Origin of the sequence: Alteromonas genovensis (genome assembly GCF_010500895.1) — a bacterium.
In the GTDB taxonomy this organism is placed as follows: domain Bacteria; phylum Pseudomonadota; class Gammaproteobacteria; order Enterobacterales; family Alteromonadaceae; genus Alteromonas; species Alteromonas genovensis.
In genome coordinates this window covers 132,894-148,833 of record NZ_JAAAWO010000002.1, presented here as the reverse complement: position 1 = coordinate 148,833, position 15,940 = coordinate 132,894, and the positions used below count along the sequence as shown (strand labels likewise).

At 45.0% G+C, this 15,940-nt stretch carries 12 protein-coding genes; 5 read left to right on the top strand and 7 right to left on the bottom strand.

Annotation, left to right across the window (positions count from 1 at the left end; genetic code table 11):
* Window position 1 precedes the first annotated feature (1 nt).
* Genes GTQ48_RS03390 through ccmA form a run of 3 tightly spaced genes read right to left on the bottom strand, consistent with a single transcriptional unit; the run spans window position 2 to window position 2,042 of the window.
* Window positions 2–754, bottom strand: coding sequence for a heme ABC transporter permease (locus tag GTQ48_RS03390; protein WP_163105176.1), 753 nt, complete (start codon window positions 752–754; stop codon window positions 2–4).
* The gene (ccmB, locus tag GTQ48_RS03385; RefSeq protein ID WP_163105175.1) at window positions 754–1,419 is read right to left on the bottom strand and encodes a heme exporter protein CcmB; all 666 of its coding nucleotides are present in this window, start codon (window positions 1,417–1,419) and stop codon (window positions 754–756) included. The genes GTQ48_RS03390 and ccmB overlap by 1 nt, the downstream gene beginning before the upstream one ends.
* Entirely contained in the window at window positions 1,419–2,042 is a 624-nt protein-coding gene (gene ccmA, locus GTQ48_RS03380; RefSeq protein WP_163105174.1) for a cytochrome c biogenesis heme-transporting ATPase CcmA, read from the bottom strand. The genes ccmB and ccmA overlap by 1 nt, the downstream gene beginning before the upstream one ends.
* Window positions 2,043–2,379: 337 nt before the next feature.
* On the opposite strand from ccmA, the gene GTQ48_RS03375 reads away from it, so the two are divergent.
* Together GTQ48_RS03375 and GTQ48_RS03370 are read left to right on the top strand one after the other, a co-directional pair.
* Window positions 2,380–5,013 carry a flagellar hook-length control protein FliK gene (locus GTQ48_RS03375; protein WP_163105173.1) on the top strand — a complete coding sequence of 878 codons (2,634 nt, stop codon included), beginning with the start codon at window positions 2,380–2,382 and terminating at the stop codon, window positions 5,011–5,013.
* 14 nt (window positions 5,014–5,027) lie between these two features.
* The gene (locus tag GTQ48_RS03370) at window positions 5,028–5,351 is read left to right on the top strand and encodes an EscU/YscU/HrcU family type III secretion system export apparatus switch protein (protein WP_163105172.1); all 324 of its coding nucleotides are present in this window, start codon (window positions 5,028–5,030) and stop codon (window positions 5,349–5,351) included.
* A 134-nt stretch (window positions 5,352–5,485) separates the two neighbouring features.
* On the opposite strand, the gene GTQ48_RS03365 is transcribed toward GTQ48_RS03370, so the two are convergent.
* The 4 genes from GTQ48_RS03365 to GTQ48_RS03350 all read right to left on the bottom strand — a co-directional run bounded on the left by GTQ48_RS03365 (window position 5,486) and on the right by GTQ48_RS03350 (window position 9,884).
* Window positions 5,486–6,694: an ABC transporter permease gene (locus GTQ48_RS03365; protein WP_163105171.1), complete on the bottom strand. Its 1,209-nt coding sequence runs from the start codon at window positions 6,692–6,694 to the stop codon at window positions 5,486–5,488.
* Window positions 6,678–7,484 (bottom strand): ATP-binding cassette domain-containing protein, encoded by an 807-nt coding sequence (locus GTQ48_RS03360; RefSeq protein ID WP_163105170.1) that lies wholly within the window; start codon window positions 7,482–7,484, stop codon window positions 6,678–6,680. The genes GTQ48_RS03365 and GTQ48_RS03360 overlap by 17 nt, the downstream gene beginning before the upstream one ends.
* 505 nt (window positions 7,485–7,989) lie before the next feature.
* A complete protein-coding gene (gene recA / locus GTQ48_RS03355; RefSeq protein ID WP_163105169.1) occupies window positions 7,990–9,024 on the bottom strand; it encodes a recombinase RecA in 1,035 nt (344 codons plus the stop codon).
* A gap of 320 nt (window positions 9,025–9,344) precedes the next feature.
* On the bottom strand, window positions 9,345–9,884 hold the full coding sequence (locus tag GTQ48_RS03350) for a CinA family protein (protein WP_163105168.1): 540 nt from the start codon (window positions 9,882–9,884) through the stop codon (window positions 9,345–9,347).
* A gap of 115 nt (window positions 9,885–9,999) precedes the next feature.
* On the opposite strand from GTQ48_RS03350, the gene mutS reads away from it, so the two are divergent.
* From mutS to eno, 3 genes are all read left to right on the top strand, one after another.
* A complete protein-coding gene (gene mutS / locus GTQ48_RS03345; protein WP_163105442.1) occupies window positions 10,000–12,603 on the top strand; it encodes a DNA mismatch repair protein MutS in 2,604 nt (867 codons plus the stop codon).
* Between the two features lie 181 nt (window positions 12,604–12,784).
* On the top strand, window positions 12,785–14,416 hold the full coding sequence (locus GTQ48_RS03340; RefSeq protein ID WP_163105167.1) for a CTP synthase: 1,632 nt from the start codon (window positions 12,785–12,787) through the stop codon (window positions 14,414–14,416).
* 59 nt (window positions 14,417–14,475) lie between these two features.
* A complete protein-coding gene (gene eno / locus GTQ48_RS03335) occupies window positions 14,476–15,768 on the top strand; it encodes a phosphopyruvate hydratase (protein ID WP_163105166.1) in 1,293 nt (430 codons plus the stop codon).
* The last annotated feature ends 172 nt before the right edge of the window (window positions 15,769–15,940 follow it).

The following is a 15,940-nucleotide window of genomic DNA, read 5'->3' as shown; positions in this document are numbered from 1 at the left end:
ACTACTGAGCCCCTTTTACCTGTTTTTTCGCAAGAGCTTGCACCCAAGGACGATGCATTTCTCGCAGCACTATTTCATTGCGCAAGCGAACTGTGGTTACTGCACCAATAAAAAATGCAAAACCAAGTAAATTAATCAGTAGCGGCCACAGCATTTCAGGTGCTATCGAGGGGTTGTCAAATTTGCTAATTGTGGCCCCCTGATGAAGGGTGTTCCACCACTCAACCGAGTAATGAATGATAGGAATATTCACTACCCCTACTAGCGCCATAACCCCTGCCGCTTTGCCAGCTTGCTGCTTATCTTCAAATGCACCGTAAAGCGCTATAACACCAAAATATAAAAACAACAGAATAAGCTCTGAGGTCAACCGCGCGTCCCATACCCACCACGCGCCCCACATAGGCTTACCCCATGCAGCACCGGTGAACAAGGCAATAAATGTCATTACAGCGCCAACAGGCGCCATCGCAATCATGCTCATGTAAGCCGTGCGCCACTGCCATACCATACCGACGAGTGCCGCTACCGCCATAGCTACGTACGTGCCCATAGACAATATGGCGCTTGGCACGTGAATATAAATAATACGAAATGAATCACCCTGTTGATAATCCTGTGGCGCAAACGCAAGTCCCCACAGCGTGCCAATAAACAAAGCAATGCCTGCGCCTGTCCAAAGCCAAGGCTGTAACGTTACGCAAAGCTGATAAGCTCGCTCTGTTTTTGCGTAAGGATGTAACCACTTCCACATTAGTTCTGACTCACTCTTAAAGAATACGCTATCGCAAAAGGTGCTATTGCTAGTGCCAGCAGCAGCATGGCGGTGATAATAGCAAGTTGCGGATAATAAGGTAATTGAAGTGCGGCAGAATCCACAGCTGACGTGGCAAAAATGAGTAACGGAATAAAAACAGGGATTAGCAGCAATGCTAACAACACGCCACCTTTCTGTAACCCTACCGTTAACCCTACTGCAATTGCACCAATCAATGACAGTAGCGGAGTACCTAATAGCAGAGTAGCTATTAGCGCCACGTACATATCAAACGTTAAATTTAAAAACATGGCTAATAGCGGTGACAGCACCAGCATGGGAATAAAACTCACCAGCCAATGCACGCACACCTTCACAGCACTAATCCCTGCAAGAGACATACCTGAGAGCACATACTGCTCCATGGTGCCGTCTTGAAAATCGTCTCGAAACATTCGCTCCATGGCCATCAATGATGAAAGGATTGCCGCAATCCACAGCACCCCAGGACCAATGCGTTGCAAGGTGTCAGGAGAAGGGCTTACACCAAGTGGAAACATAGTAACAACCATCAGCAAAAACATAAGCGGTTGAAGTAGTTCAGCCTTCTGTTTAAACGCAATGTGAACGTCTCGTTTAAATACTCCCTGATACAGCGACATTAAATTCGATACTCCAAATCAAATACGCTGTGCGGGCCTGCAGCTTCAGACAGCGGCTGATGAGAGGTAGTTATGACAACTCCACCACGCTCAACATGGGATTTCATTCGCTCTTCAAGCAACGCTATACCCTTAACATCCAATGCGGTAAAAGGCTCATCGAGGATCCATATGTCAGCGGGCTTTAACCACAACCGAGCTAGGGCTACTCTTCGCTGCTGACCCGCCGATAAGAACCGAACCGGTATATCTTCAAGACCAACTAGCCCTACACGCATTAATGCATCGAAAAGTTGGCTCTCTTCACAGTTTACTTGATGTTGAGCGAGCCAAAACGTTAAGTTATCAATTGCAGATAAGCTGCCATTGGTCCCGCTTTTATGGCCTAGGTATAACAACGTCGACAAATACGAAAACGAAGAATCTGCAATATCCTCTCCGTTAAACAATACAGCGCCAGATTCAGGCGTGCTTAGCCCGGTGAGAATTCGAAGTAAGCTGGTTTTACCCGCTCCGTTAGGCCCACGGACATACAGGAGCTCACCGGCATTGACCGCCAATGAAACATCTTCAAATAATACCCTGTCTCTTTTTACGCATGTTAGTTCACACGCTTTTAGCACTACGACGCCTACCTTCTGTACGAATTACTACCTTTAAAAATTGACGCTAGTTTATCACAGGATGGCATTTTCGCAGTCGCGAATATCAATTAAATATGATTTACTTCAACAGTTTTCTTGTCTTTTTATTAACGATTTATCATTTCCATCTCAGGCTATCTACAACATTAGCTGGGTTGTTCATATGCCTTTCAAAAAATGAGTTAGTTAACGAATTAATCGGTGAGCTAATAACTGGTTTAACAGGCGGCTTTTAACCTGCTTTACTATAATAATCGATTGTGACTTTATCAATTATGTAGCTAAGGAAAAACATGCCAAGGCCGATACCATTCACATGACGTCGCAACTTTCCAATATTCTCGCGAGTGTACTGAAAACAACAGCACAATCTACAGGGCAAATAGGCGCTGCGAGGGCTGCTGGCAGTCAAAGTACCAACCCCGTATCCGCTAATACAGGCCAAGCACCTACTCAACAAGGTGCGATGAATCAATTCCGGAGCAACCCGCTATCACGGGCGGTCGCAATTGATAACGCCGCTAAGGTAGTTGTTGCTCGGCTTCCCGATAATGTATTGACCCTAAGTACTCCTCAGTTAAAAGCGAATTTACGTGTCCCCGACACGGTTTCTCGCCAAGGAATACAGCAGCCTCAACTCGTATCCCTCGGCTCTGGGGCAAGTGCCTCTGAGGCAAGTGTCTCTGGAGTAAATAGCTCTGGAACAACAGATTCTATAGCAAAGGCCACTGTACAAGCTGCACTGACGTCTGTAGAGGTGACATCGCAGAGCACGAGTATTCCTTTAGATAAACAAGGGCAACTGTTTAAAGCAATCGCAGAAGCTTTAAAGAACGCTGAAGGAGCCGCGGTATCGCTTAGGGCACCAATACATTCTGTTACCAGTAAAGAAATAACCCTTGGTTTAAAGGGGGGTAAATCAATTCATTTGCCCTTGGCGCAATTAGACGCTAAGTCAATGGCATCACTTCAAAACCTTAATGGCAAAGACGTTTCCATCAGCCTTAACAGGACGCAAAGTGGGAATATTGCGCTAACACTACACACTAGTTTAAATAATATTGCCAACGAGTTAACGGGAAAAGGCTCTGCACAGCAACGCACAAACTTAGATTCCCTATCATTGGGAAATATAAGTGCAAAGGCTCAATACCAACTGATTGAGCAGGCGCTTAGACAAGGCGGTGTTGCGATATCTCAAGAGCGCGATATAGTTTCTTCGCTAAAACAGTTTCTTCCAGACACAACCTACAGCGCGAATACGTTAAAAGCCGTAAGTTTACTTTCCTTAAATACAAAGGACGCAGCAAACGCTACACTAAACATTCACACTACGAAAAATAGCCTGCTTACCACATTTTCACTACCGGCTTCAGCTTCACTTTTATCTAAGGGCATAATGCCTGAATTGAGCACAGAGCAGCTGCGTAATATCAATGTTAAAAGCTTGCCGACATCTCAACTTACTGGCATTGAAATAACGAGCGCTGGAAAAGGGGCGGGTTCACGGCTAGCACCTGATGCAACATTGCTTAACTCTCATAGTGTTAATAATACTCACAGTGCCAGTATTAAAACTTCACCTGAGTCTTTTAGCGGCAGTGATGTACATAACGCCATTCGCTCACTCTCCCGTGTTTTATTAAATCAAACTGGCAGCACCGCTAGCGCCCTTACAGCCCTAGTGTCCATTATAGAGAATAGACCGAATACTAGCGCTCTTGGACAGGTACAAGGCAAGTCCCTAGTTCAACAAGATACGTCATCTGCACTATCCAAACTAATACAGCAATTAAAAAGCATAGACGTTCGCTCAGCTTCGCCTTCGGCACTAAACAAGCCACAGCTTGAAACAACTCAGGGGTTACCTGCACAAAAGGCACCTTCTACTCACAATGCAAATGCGGTGGAAAACACAGCGAACAGCCAATTGACCAAAGAAGCAAACGCAACAAGGCCCACACTGGGCTCCATTGCTCAAATGATAAAATCTGAAGCAAAAAGCGCTTCGGTGGAGCTGTTTAATAATCTATTGCAGCAACTCTCAAATAACACCAGCAAGCAGCAAATAAGTGCAAGTGAACGAAACGCGCTAGTCAAAGAAATGACAAACGCTTTAGCCGAGTCTGACGTGAAATCTACTGACAGCACAGGAAAGGACAAAGAGGTTAAAGACGTTAATTTAAAGGCCGGTACGTCAGGGTCTGACTCGTCATTGCCTCAACGTATTCAAACTCTGCTAAACAGCCCAGCACTTTTGGCAACGCCATCAACGCTGACCTCTCCCGTTGCGGTATCGAGTTTTGTACAAGGACTTGTAGCACTTGTTCAGCTCGCACTAGCCGGAAGAGCCCTGCAGCGACAGCCCAGTCTGAAGTCGCAAATAGATGCACCTGACTCTATTATCTCCAAAACCTTAGCAAGCGTGGGAAGTAACACTCAGCCAAGCAGGGTTAGCCAAGATGTAAACCAGTTAGATGGCCGCCAGCAGCTGTTAGCTCAATTAAAAACATTGCTTGCCAATCATCAGCAAAGCAAAGTAACTCAAGCTGATACACGTATTCAAGGTCAAGATGCTTTTTATTACGTGCTGCCCACATTGTCTCAACACAGCACGCCACCGGAACTGCTCATCTATCGCGAAAATCAGAAGCAGCACCAACAGCAAGAAAATAGCGCGCAGCGGGGGCTATGGAATGTCACTATGAAGTTGGATATCGGCGATACAGGGCAGGTGCTCGTCAAATCAAAAATAGATAAAGAGTCAATAACCCTCGACTTGTACGCGTCAAATGACGTTATTCTGTCAAGGATTGCAGATACACTGCCATATTTAACCAAACGGTTAGAAGGGCTGGGGCTGCATGTTGAAAATTCCAGTTTTCAGCGCGGCCACATACCTGACACGCTCAATAGCCGTCCGCATCATATTTTTGAGACCAAAGTGTGAAATGAGTTATTGCGATGAGTTCAGATAAGCAAAACAAGGCTAAACGTGCCATAGGCCTCAAGTACGAAGGAGGCGACAAAAAAAATACGCCAAAAGTGGTGGCAAAGGGATATGGCGACCTCGCCGAAGCCATCATTGCTATGGCAGAAGAAACAGGAATACTTATCCATGAAGACCCTTATTTAAGTGAAGTCCTTGCCACACTTGATGTAGGCCAAGATATCCCAGAGTCCTTGTACTTTGTCATCGCAGAGCTGCTTGCCTACTCATACGTTCTTCAAGGAAAGATCCCACCGGGCTGGGAAAGTATTATCAAACGAATCGATTTTGAAGTATGAAACTCCCCCTTTGTGTTGGCCGAATATACAGCCTTAAAAAATACTCCACGCCATAAAAAAAACGCCCCGTGTGGCTGGTAGGATTAACCACCTTCCAACCACACAGGGCGCTCTCGCTTATACCAGTAAATTGGCTATCTAAAGAGTACTTTTTCTTTGTTAAACCAATGAATGCAGAACATGATAAGACCTATTGCTATAACGGCTGTGGAAGTAAAAATACCGAACAACGCAAAGTAGTCCATAGTGCCCTTAAACAGTTCCTTCATCGCGAGAGCTACGTTGGTTAACGGAACCCACACCCACGCACCTTTTAGTTCTACACCAGGCATCATGGCAATCAGCACAGGGAAGATAACCACCATGATTAGCGAGCCCATATAACTTTGTGCTTCTTTGAATGAACGCGCATAGATAGAAAGGGAAAGCAAAATAGCTGCGAATACTGCCACCACAGGCACCAACATAAGAAATATCAGTACAAAATCCACAATGCCAATCATGGACATCACTTCAACGACAAATTCGATGGCCATACCTTGTGATAACACTATTCCCCACAGAGCCATGGACGATACGGTGATGAGGGCAGTAATGATCCCTGCAGCGCTTACCGTAAAGAATTTGCCCAGAACAAGTTTGTACCTGTCCATTGGTGAAATAAGTAATGTTTCTAGTGTACCTCTTTCTTTTTCCCCTGCCCCTAAATCAGCGGCCGGCGCCATTGCGCCTTGTAAGCACAGTATGAATATGAAATAAGGAAGGAAGCCGCCAATACGCTCTCCCCACACTTCTCTATCATCAGCAATATTTTGCTTTTCTATTGAAATGGGTTTTAGCAGCGCCTCCTGCTGAGATTCATTTAAACCTAACTGCGTAAATGCAGAAAGCTGGTACTCATCCATATATACATCGATAATTTCAGCTACCCGTCCATACACCTTATTGAGCCCAGCGTCATTAAGATAAAGCTCAATTTTGTGCTGCCCAGACGTCAAAATGTCAGGGTTAAAGGTTTCAGGTATTACTAGCACGAAGTCTAAGGTTTCGTTTTTAATCAGCGTTGCGTAGCCTTGTTTATCGGTAGCGGTGCCGTCAATAGCGACTTGCTCAAACTTATCCGAAGCCTGACTGAACGACTCAACAATATCTGGCGCATAAGCTTCACCAACAATGGCATATTTTAAAATTTCGTTTTCTGCCTTTTCAGCGGCATTACTCATAAAGAAAATGCCCACACCAAAGATCGCGGGGAACAGTAATAGCGGTAACAAGATCATAAAGATGATAGTTTTTCTATCCCGCAATAACTCTTTAAACTCCTTCTTAAAGATTAACCACATTGCTCTTCTCCTGTGATTCTGTTTCTAGTGTTTTAAGGAAACTCTTGTGCATTTGGCCATCAGACAGTGCACTGAACGCCGCTAATGAGTCATTAAATACCGTTTCACCTTGGTTGATGACGGTGACTTTGTCACACAGCGTTTGCACTTCATCGAGATGGTGGGTAGAGAAAATAACGGGCGTGCCTTTGTCTTTTAATCGCTGGATAAATTCCATTACGGTGCTGGTAGCCATAATATCTAAACCCGTGGTGGGCTCATCGAGCACAACAAGTGAAGGCTCGTGAATAACCGCTCTCGCTATTGATACTTTCTGCTTCATCCCAGATGAAAAATTTTCGGCTCGACGCTCTAAGAAGCTCTGCATATCAAGTAAGTCTGCCATTTCTTCAATACGAGCATTAATCGTACTTTTCGATAATCCATGCAGTTCGCCGAAGTAACTGATATTTTCTCTACCAGTCAGTCGACCATACAAACCTGTGGAGCTCGATAAAAAGCCTATCTTTTTGCGTGCAACATTAGGATTCGCCAAAATGTCTTGGCCATCTATTAACACGCTGCCGCTATCTGGACGAAGTGCTGTTGATAACATACGAAGCGTCGTCGTTTTACCCGCTCCATTGGGTCCAAGCAAACCAAGAACCTCTCCACTTTGACATGTAAAAGATACATCCCTAACAGACTGAAAATAACGCCCCTTCAAACGCGGATCTTTTTTCTCTTGTTCGCTAAGCTTTTTCGGGTTCTCGACCTCAAAGCGTTTAGCGAGGCCAGCTATTTCAATCATGGACGTTCCCTCTTCTCTTTTATTAATTACGATTTATGCCAGCAACTCGCGTATTCATAAACCGATGACGTTCAGTGATGCTTACAACATAAGCAGCATTGCACTATTTATTTTTATCATATTAGAAATACTTTATTTTGCATAAACATACAATGTTCATAGCTTGGGCTATTGGATGAACATTCTATTTATCACTTCACTATTTATCGCTGTACTATTTGTCACTGTACTGTTTTTCGCTGTACTGTTTTTCGCTTTACTTTGCGCTTAGATGAAACGCTGCACAGACTATTAGTCTTTTCTTTTTGCGATTAATTACAGCATTCCTCTTATTAGTCATGTAAACAAGGGTTATTCAGGCTAAAAATGTTAGTAAATGTTTTCTGTTGAACAATATCGTTAATTGATAGATACAAAAAAACCGCCTTGATGGCGGTTTTAATTATTTTAAAGAGGATTGAGCTTCTCACAAATCATTTAAGTAAGACGCTGTCTCTGGTGGTGCTTATGACTCTTCACCAGCCTCTTCGCTTTTATCTTCAACGATTTTACTTGGAAGCAACATTTCTCTAAGCTTAGCTTCTATCTCGTCCGATACGGCAGGGTTGTTCTTTAAAAACAACATGCTGTTCGCTTTACCCTGACCGATACGGTCTGTGTTGTAGCTATACCACGCTCCGGCTTTATCAACCAACTTGTGCTTAACGCCTAAGTCGATTAACTCGCCGTGCTTAGAAATACCTTCACCATAGCGAATGATAAATTCAGCTTGTTTGAACGGAGGCGCGATCTTGTTCTTAACGACTTTAACGCGAGTTTCGTTACCAACAACCTCATCGCCTTCTTTTACCGAACCAATTCTTCTGATGTCTAAGCGCACAGACGCGTAAAACTTCAGCGCGTTACCACCTGTTGTGGTTTCAGGGCTTCCGAACATTACACCAATTTTCATACGAATTTGGTTGATAAAAATCATCATTGTGTTCGAGCGTTTCAAATTACCCGTAATTTTACGCATACTTTGAGACATCATTCTCGCAGCAAGACCTACGTGTGAATCACCGATATCGCCTTCGATTTCAGCTCGCGGTGTTAGCGCCGCCACGGAATCGACAACAATAACGTCAACAGCGCCAGACCGTGTCAACATGTCGCAAATTTCAAGCGCTTGCTCACCCGTGTCAGGTTGCGATACCAATAACTCGTTAATGTTAACGCCAAGTTTTTCAGCGTAAATAGGGTCTAGCGCGTGTTCCGCATCGACGAACGCACAAGTCTTGCCCTGGCGCTGCGCTTCAGCAATAACCTCAAGGGTTAACGTTGTTTTACCTGATGATTCTGGGCCGTAAATTTCAACAATTCGGCCAAGTGGTAACCCCCCCGCACCAAGCGCAATGTCTAGCCCAAGGGAGCCTGTGGAAATCGTTTCCACATCCATTGTCTTGTTTTCGCCCAACTTCATGATTGAGCCTTTACCAAATTGCTTTTCAATTTGGGAAAGCGCTGCATCTAACGCTTTAGTTCTATTTTGATCTGTCATTTTAACTATGCCTATGCTTATCTTTTGCGCGTCACATTGCGTTTATTATCAACAAGAGTTGGAACATGAATGTGAGTAAAAATTAAAATATAAAAATACTTTTTCACATTCTTATATTTTAACTTTTACACAGGTGCACTCACACCAAAACACCGTTAGTATTGACTCAGCGCTATAAAACCGCGCGTAAATCTAAAGTTGCTATGACTAACAACTACATCAACACCTTAACAATTTCTGCATGCATTCTATACTGTACAAGCATACAGTTTCAACCAGTGTTTTAATTATTTTTTCCAACACGCCCGAATATGTTTGGCTTAACTAGCACTAAGCATTTTCAGCACGTAATTGATTGCAAACGCTACCGCTTGACCACGCACTTCATCCCTGTTGCCACTAAACACCTGCTTAACTTGAAAAGCATCTTCCCCACAAATGAAACCAAACCACACAGTGCCAACAGGTTTGCTGTCACTACCGCCACCAGGCCCAGCAATACCGCTAACCGTAATCACCACGTTTGCTCCGCATCGCTTTTGCACACCAAGCGCCATCTCAGTCACCGTCTGCTGCGATACAGCACCATGCACCTCAAGGGTTTCAGTGTTTACTGACAGTTCCTGTGTTTTAGCCTTATTAGAATAGGTTACCCAAGACTGATTAAACCAATCTGAACTGCCTGCCACGCTGGTAAACGCGAAAGCAATACCGCCGCCGGTGCACGACTCAGCAGAAGATGCTGTCCATCCCCTTTCACGCAACACATCACCAATCGCCATTACTTGGGTATTTAACGCGCTATCAAGCACTAGAGGTATAGCGTTTGTAATAGAAACCGTTGAAAATGGTGTGGTCATATCAATTTACCGTCAGTGCTTTTTGTTACACAGAGTTTATCATTTATTTGTTACCATACGCACTAACACCATAAACATATCTATCGAGGCCGTTTTTTTGGAATCACATACTCCTATGATGCGCCAGTACCTTACGATTAAGGCGCAGCATCCGAATATTCTCTTGTTCTATCGCATGGGCGATTTTTACGAATTGTTTTTTGATGATGCCAAAAAAGCTGCAGATCTTCTCGATATATCATTGACGGCTCGGGGCAAGTCTGGCGGCGATCCCATTCCAATGGCTGGTGTACCCTATCACGCAGTAGAGAGTTACCTTTCCCGATTAGTTAAAATGGGTGAGTCAGTAGCCATTTGTGAACAGGTTGGCGACCCCGCTACAAGTAAAGGTCCCGTAGAGCGCCAAGTTCAGCGTATTGTCACACCCGGTACTGTCACCGACGAAGCGCTTCTAGAAGAGCGCCGAGATAATATATTAGCCGCCGTGTGTGGCCACACTATGCATTATGGTTTAGCCACGCTCGACGTGACTAGCGGACGATTTGTGGTGTTTGAATGCGATAATGATGAGAATTTGTTAGCGGAAATACAGCGAGTTAATCCAGCCGAACTGCTCTATCCAGAAGGCTTCGAGCAACTCTCACTCATTGAGAACCGAAAAGGATTAAGAAGACGTCCTGAATGGGAGTTTGACATTGATACCGCAGATGAGCAGCTGAATCTGCAGTTTGAGACCAAGACCCTTGATGGTTTTGGTCTTAAAGGCATAACGAAAGGGTTAGGCGCTGCGGGCTGTGTGTTGCAATATGTAAAAGACACCCAACGAACTGCCCTACCCCATATCAGGCAAATACAAACCGAACAGCAAGACAGCCGCGTTCAGTTAGACGCAGCGACAAGACGCAATTTAGAGCTCACCCATAACTTATCTGGCGGTCAAGAAAACACGCTTTTTAGTGTGATGGACACCACCACAACGGCGATGGGTAGCCGTATGTTGCAACGGGTTATCCATTCACCGATAACCGACCAACATGAGCTACAGAGTCGATTAGACGCCGTTGACGCCTTTATTGATGATAACCCTGACGATATTCGCAGCGCCCTAAAACACATTGGTGATATCGAACGTATTATGGCGCGCTTAGCCCTTCGCTCTGCGCGACCTCGTGATTTTGCGAGGTTGAAAAACGCGTTTAACGCATTACCTGATTTACACGACGCATTATCGCGCTTTGAAACTGGCCAAATAAAACAAATCAGTGAAACCATCGGCACTTATCCCGAACTGCAAACACTGCTTAATAAGGCCATTATTGATAACCCGCCGGTTATTATCCGAGAAGGCGGCGTCATAGCACCTGGCTACAATCAAGAATTAGACGAATTACGCGCGCTCTCTCAGGGCGCTACAGACTATCTAGATGCAATGGAGCGTCGAGAAAGAGAGCGTACTGGTATTTCTACCCTTAAAGTGGGATACAACCGAGTACATGGCTTTTTCATTGAAATTAGCCGCGCCAATAGCGCAAATGCACCCGCGGAATATATCCGTCGCCAAACGCTGAAAAATACCGAACGCTTTATTACTCCTGAATTAAAAGAGCACGAAGATAAGGTACTTAGTAGTCAAGGGGCGGCGCTTGCGCTTGAGAAAAAACTCTATGAAGCACTATTTGATGACTTTACGCCTTATTTAAACAACCTGATAGACAGTGCCGCGGCGCTGGCAAAACTCGATGTACTGTGTTGTTTCGCCGAACGGGCAATAGCTCTAGATTGGCATAGACCCAGGCTCAGTAACGAGTGCGCACTTACTTTTGAAGAAGGCCGGCACCCTGTTGTCGAAAATGTAATGAAAGCGCCTTTCATCGCTAATCCGCTTCAGCTAGATAGCGCACGGCGCATGCTAATAATTACGGGTCCTAATATGGGCGGTAAATCTACATATATGCGTCAAACGGCTCTCATTGCACTGCTCGCATGTGTGGGTAGTTTCGTGCCGGCTCAACAGGCTCACATTGGTAAACTTGACCGTATCTTCACCCGCATTGGTGCGTCTGATGATCTTGCTTCTGGCCGCTCAACCTTTATGGTAGAAATGACAGAAACCGCCAATATTCTCAATAATGCCACAGAAAATTCATTGGTGTTAATGGATGAAATTGGCCGTGGAACTAGCACCTACGACGGGCTCTCACTGGCGTGGGCATGTGCAAGTTACCTTGCCAAGCAGCTTAATGCCTATACCCTTTTTGCTACTCATTATTTCGAGCTTACTGAGCTGCCTGATACACAGCAAGGTGTAGTAAATGTGCATTTAGATGCTGTTGAGTTTGAAGATACCATTCGCTTTATGCACACGGTGTCAGAGGGTGCAGCAAGCAAAAGTTTCGGGCTTCAGGTAGCGCAGTTAGCGGGCGTTCCAAAAACCGTCATTCAAGCCGCCCGACAAAAGCTCGCTGCGCTCGAATCTTCTCATATTATGATACAAGGAGAAGAGAGCACGCCTGATAAGGCAGCAAGCACCCCGAAAGCTACAACAAAAGCCACATCAAAGGCTGCATCAAACGCAAAGCCAAAAGGCCAAGCAGAACTGCTGTTTCCAGATAAACCTAACCCTGCTGTCGATGCCCTTGCGAACATATCTCCTGATGAGCTCTCTCCGCGCCAAGCTCTCGACCTTATTTACACCTTAAAGCGCTTAAGTCAGTCTTAGCCGCAAGGCCAAGTTTAGGTCACAATTGGCCTGAACTTGGCGTAAATTTGCACATCATGTGGGCAAATCGATTGTCTGTTTACATGGTTTTGCGTATACTATCGCCCCGTCCAAAGTGTAGATGGTTTCTTTCTGAAATCGGCCTATATTTACCATACAACCCTAACGTTCTAGGTTTCGCATGACACATTATATTTTCGTCACTGGTGGTGTAGTTTCATCGCTTGGAAAAGGTATTGCAGCAGCATCATTAGCAGCAATTCTTGAAGCACGCGGTCTCACCGTTACCATGTTAAAGCTCGACCCTTATATCAACGTCGACCCGGGCACAATGAGCCCTATACAGCATGGTGAAGTATTTGTTACCGATGACGGTGCAGAGACAGACCTTGATCTTGGTCACTACGAGCGCTTTATTCGCACCCGTATGACAAAACGCAACAACTTCACCACAGGCCGTGTTTACGAAGAAGTACTTAAACGCGAGCGTCGCGGCGATTACTTAGGCGCCACAATTCAGGTCATACCACACATTACCAACGAAATTAAACGTCGCGTAATTGAAGGTGCTGAAGGTCACGAAGTTGCCATTGTAGAAGTGGGCGGAACCGTAGGTGATATTGAGTCACAACCTTTCTTAGAAGCCATTCGCCAACTAGGCACTGAAGTAGGCCGCGAGCGTGCTATGTACATGCACCTTACGCTAGTGCCTTATATGCCAGCATCCGGTGAAGTAAAAACAAAGCCAACCCAGCATTCAGTTAAAGAGTTGCGCTCAATTGGTATTCAACCCGATATTCTTGTGTGTCGTTCTGTAGGTGCTCTACCTACCAGTGAGCGCTCTAAAATCGCGCTTTTCACTAACGTCGCAGATAAAGCGGTTATCTCATTAAAAGATGTAGATAGCATTTATCGCATTCCAGCTGCACTTAAAGCGCAAGGAATGGACCAGCTTGTTGTGGATCGCTTTGGGTTTGATTGCCCAGAAGCCGATTTAGTCGAGTGGGAACAGGTGCTTTACGCTGAATCAAATCCCACTGCAGAAGTTAACATAGGCATGATTGGTAAGTATGTTGAGTTGCCAGACGCGTATAAATCCGTTAACGAAGCACTAAAGCATGCTGGTCTTAAAAACAGACTGACAGTCAACATTCATCATATCGACTCTCAAGATGTTGAGAGTAAAGGCACGCAAATCCTTGAAAAGCTTGACGCTATCTTAGTGCCTGGCGGTTTTGGTGAGCGAGGAATTGAGGGCAAAATTGAAGCCGCCCGCTACGCCCGTGAAAACAAAGTGCCTTATTTAGGCATTTGCTTAGGCATGCAGGTGGCGCTAATAGAATTTGCACGAAATGTTGCAGGCATGGAAAAAGCAAACAGCACCGAGTTCGACCCACAAACTGCATACCCTGTGGTAGGGTTAATCACGGAATGGCTAGATGCAGCAGGCACAACCGAAACACGCACTGAAACCTCAGATCTTGGCGGTACAATGCGATTGGGTAGCCAGCTTTGTCATTTAATTGAAGGCACTAAAGTACATGAGATGTATGACAACGTCGAAATTTACGAGCGCCACCGTCATCGCTATGAAGTGAACAACAATCTTCGCGATGAAATCGAAGCTGCAGGCCTTAAAGTAAGTGGTTTGTCCACTGATAAACGACTTGTAGAAGTTATCGAAATACCTGACCATCCTTGGTTTATCGCAGGTCAGTTCCACCCTGAATTCACTTCAACACCTCGCGATGGACATCCATTGTTTAAGGGGTTTGTTGCAGCTGCAGGCAAATACCAAAAAGAAAATCACTAGTTTCTAATAAAGGGAACGCTTTCCCGTTGCGTTCCCACATCAATTGTTGAGGAAATAACATGGCGAAAATTAGTCGCATCATCGGACGTGAAATCTTAGATTCACGCGGTAATCCAACTGTAGAAGCAGACGTTTATTTAGAGTCTGGCGTTATGGGTCGTGCTGCTGCACCCTCTGGCGCGTCTACGGGTAGCCGCGAAGCATTAGAACTGCGTGACGGCGACAAGTCTCGTTACCTTGGTAAAGGTGTAATTAAAGCAGTAGCGGCTATTAACGACGCCATTGCTCCGGCTCTTTTAGGCAAAGATGCACTAGCGCAGTCTGATATCGATCAGGTGATGATTGACTTAGACGGCACTGAAAACAAAGAAACTCTTGGTGCTAACGCTATTTTGGCTGTATCTCTTGCTGTAGCAAAAGCCGCCGCCCTTGAAAAAGGCGTAGCACTTTACGAGCACATCGCTGACTTAAACGGCACGTCTGGTCAATATTCAATGCCTGTACCTATGATGAACATCATCAATGGTGGCGAGCACGCAGACAACAACGTTGATATTCAAGAGTTCATGGTTCAGCCAGTTGGCGCGAAAAGCTTTAAAGAAGCACTGCGTATGGGTGCTGAAATCTTCCATTCACTTAAGAAAGTACTGTCAGCGAAGGGTCTTAACACCGCTGTGGGTGATGAAGGTGGTTTTGCACCAAACCTTAGTTCTAACGCTGAGGCACTTGCTGTTATCGTACAAGCCGTTGAAAACGCTGGTTACAAAATGAATGAAGACATTACCCTTGCACTAGATTGTGCAGCGTCTGAATTCTACAAAAACGGTAAGTATGTATTGTCTGGCGAAGATAAGAGCTTCGACTCAGAAGCGTTTGGTGACTATTTAGCTGACCTATCTTCACAGTACCCTATCGTATCTATCGAAGATGGCTTAGACGAGAGTGACTGGGACGGCTGGGAAAGCTTAACGAAGAAGATTGGTGACAAAGTACAGCTTGTCGGTGATGATTTGTTCGTCACTAACACCAAAATTCTTAAGCGCGGTATCGATAACGGTATTGGTAACTCAATCCTTATTAAGTTCAACCAAATTGGCTCACTAACAGAAACGCTTAACGCAATTAAAATGGCGAAAGACGCAGGCTTTACCGCTGTCATCTCTCACCGTTCTGGCGAAACTGAAGACGCGACCATTGCTGATTTGGCAGTAGGTACTGCTGCAGGTCAGATCAAAACAGGCTCTCTTTGCCGTTCTGACCGTGTCGCTAAGTACAACCAACTTCTACGTATTGAAGAAGCGCTTGGTAGTGCAGCAACCTATAAAGGCCTTTCTGAAATTAAAGGTCAATAAAGCAAAAGCGATTCTCCTATGAATCGCTGTTAACTTGCTTTAAAAATACGAAAGCGCACTGTATAAAGTGCGCTTTTTTTTGCCTGAAAAAAATGCCCAACACGTTTTAGCGTATCGGGCATTTGTCTTATTCGACAGCTTTTATACTATTACAACCGATGTTGCAATGTAA

Excerpts from the sequence above, each read along its gene's own strand:
- GTQ48_RS03390 (WP_163105176.1), bottom strand. The coding sequence starts at position 754 with ATGTGGAAGTGGTTACATCCTTACGCAAAAACAGAGCGAGCTTATCAG.
- ccmB (WP_163105175.1), bottom strand. The coding sequence starts at position 1,419 with ATGTCGCTGTATCAGGGAGTATTTAAACGAGACGTTCACATTGCGTTT.
- GTQ48_RS03375 (WP_163105173.1), top strand. The coding sequence starts at position 2,380 with ATGACGTCGCAACTTTCCAATATTCTCGCGAGTGTACTGAAAACAACA.
- GTQ48_RS03370 (WP_163105172.1), top strand. The coding sequence starts at position 5,028 with ATGAGTTCAGATAAGCAAAACAAGGCTAAACGTGCCATAGGCCTCAAG.
- GTQ48_RS03365 (WP_163105171.1), bottom strand. The coding sequence starts at position 6,694 with ATGTGGTTAATCTTTAAGAAGGAGTTTAAAGAGTTATTGCGGGATAGA.
- GTQ48_RS03360 (WP_163105170.1), bottom strand. The coding sequence starts at position 7,484 with ATGATTGAAATAGCTGGCCTCGCTAAACGCTTTGAGGTCGAGAACCCG.
- recA (WP_163105169.1), bottom strand. The coding sequence starts at position 9,024 with ATGACAGATCAAAATAGAACTAAAGCGTTAGATGCAGCGCTTTCCCAA.
- GTQ48_RS03350 (WP_163105168.1), bottom strand. The coding sequence starts at position 9,884 with ATGACCACACCATTTTCAACGGTTTCTATTACAAACGCTATACCTCTA.
- mutS (WP_163105442.1), top strand. The coding sequence starts at position 10,000 with ATGATGCGCCAGTACCTTACGATTAAGGCGCAGCATCCGAATATTCTC.
- GTQ48_RS03340 (WP_163105167.1), top strand. The coding sequence starts at position 12,785 with ATGACACATTATATTTTCGTCACTGGTGGTGTAGTTTCATCGCTTGGA.
- eno (WP_163105166.1), top strand. The coding sequence starts at position 14,476 with ATGGCGAAAATTAGTCGCATCATCGGACGTGAAATCTTAGATTCACGC.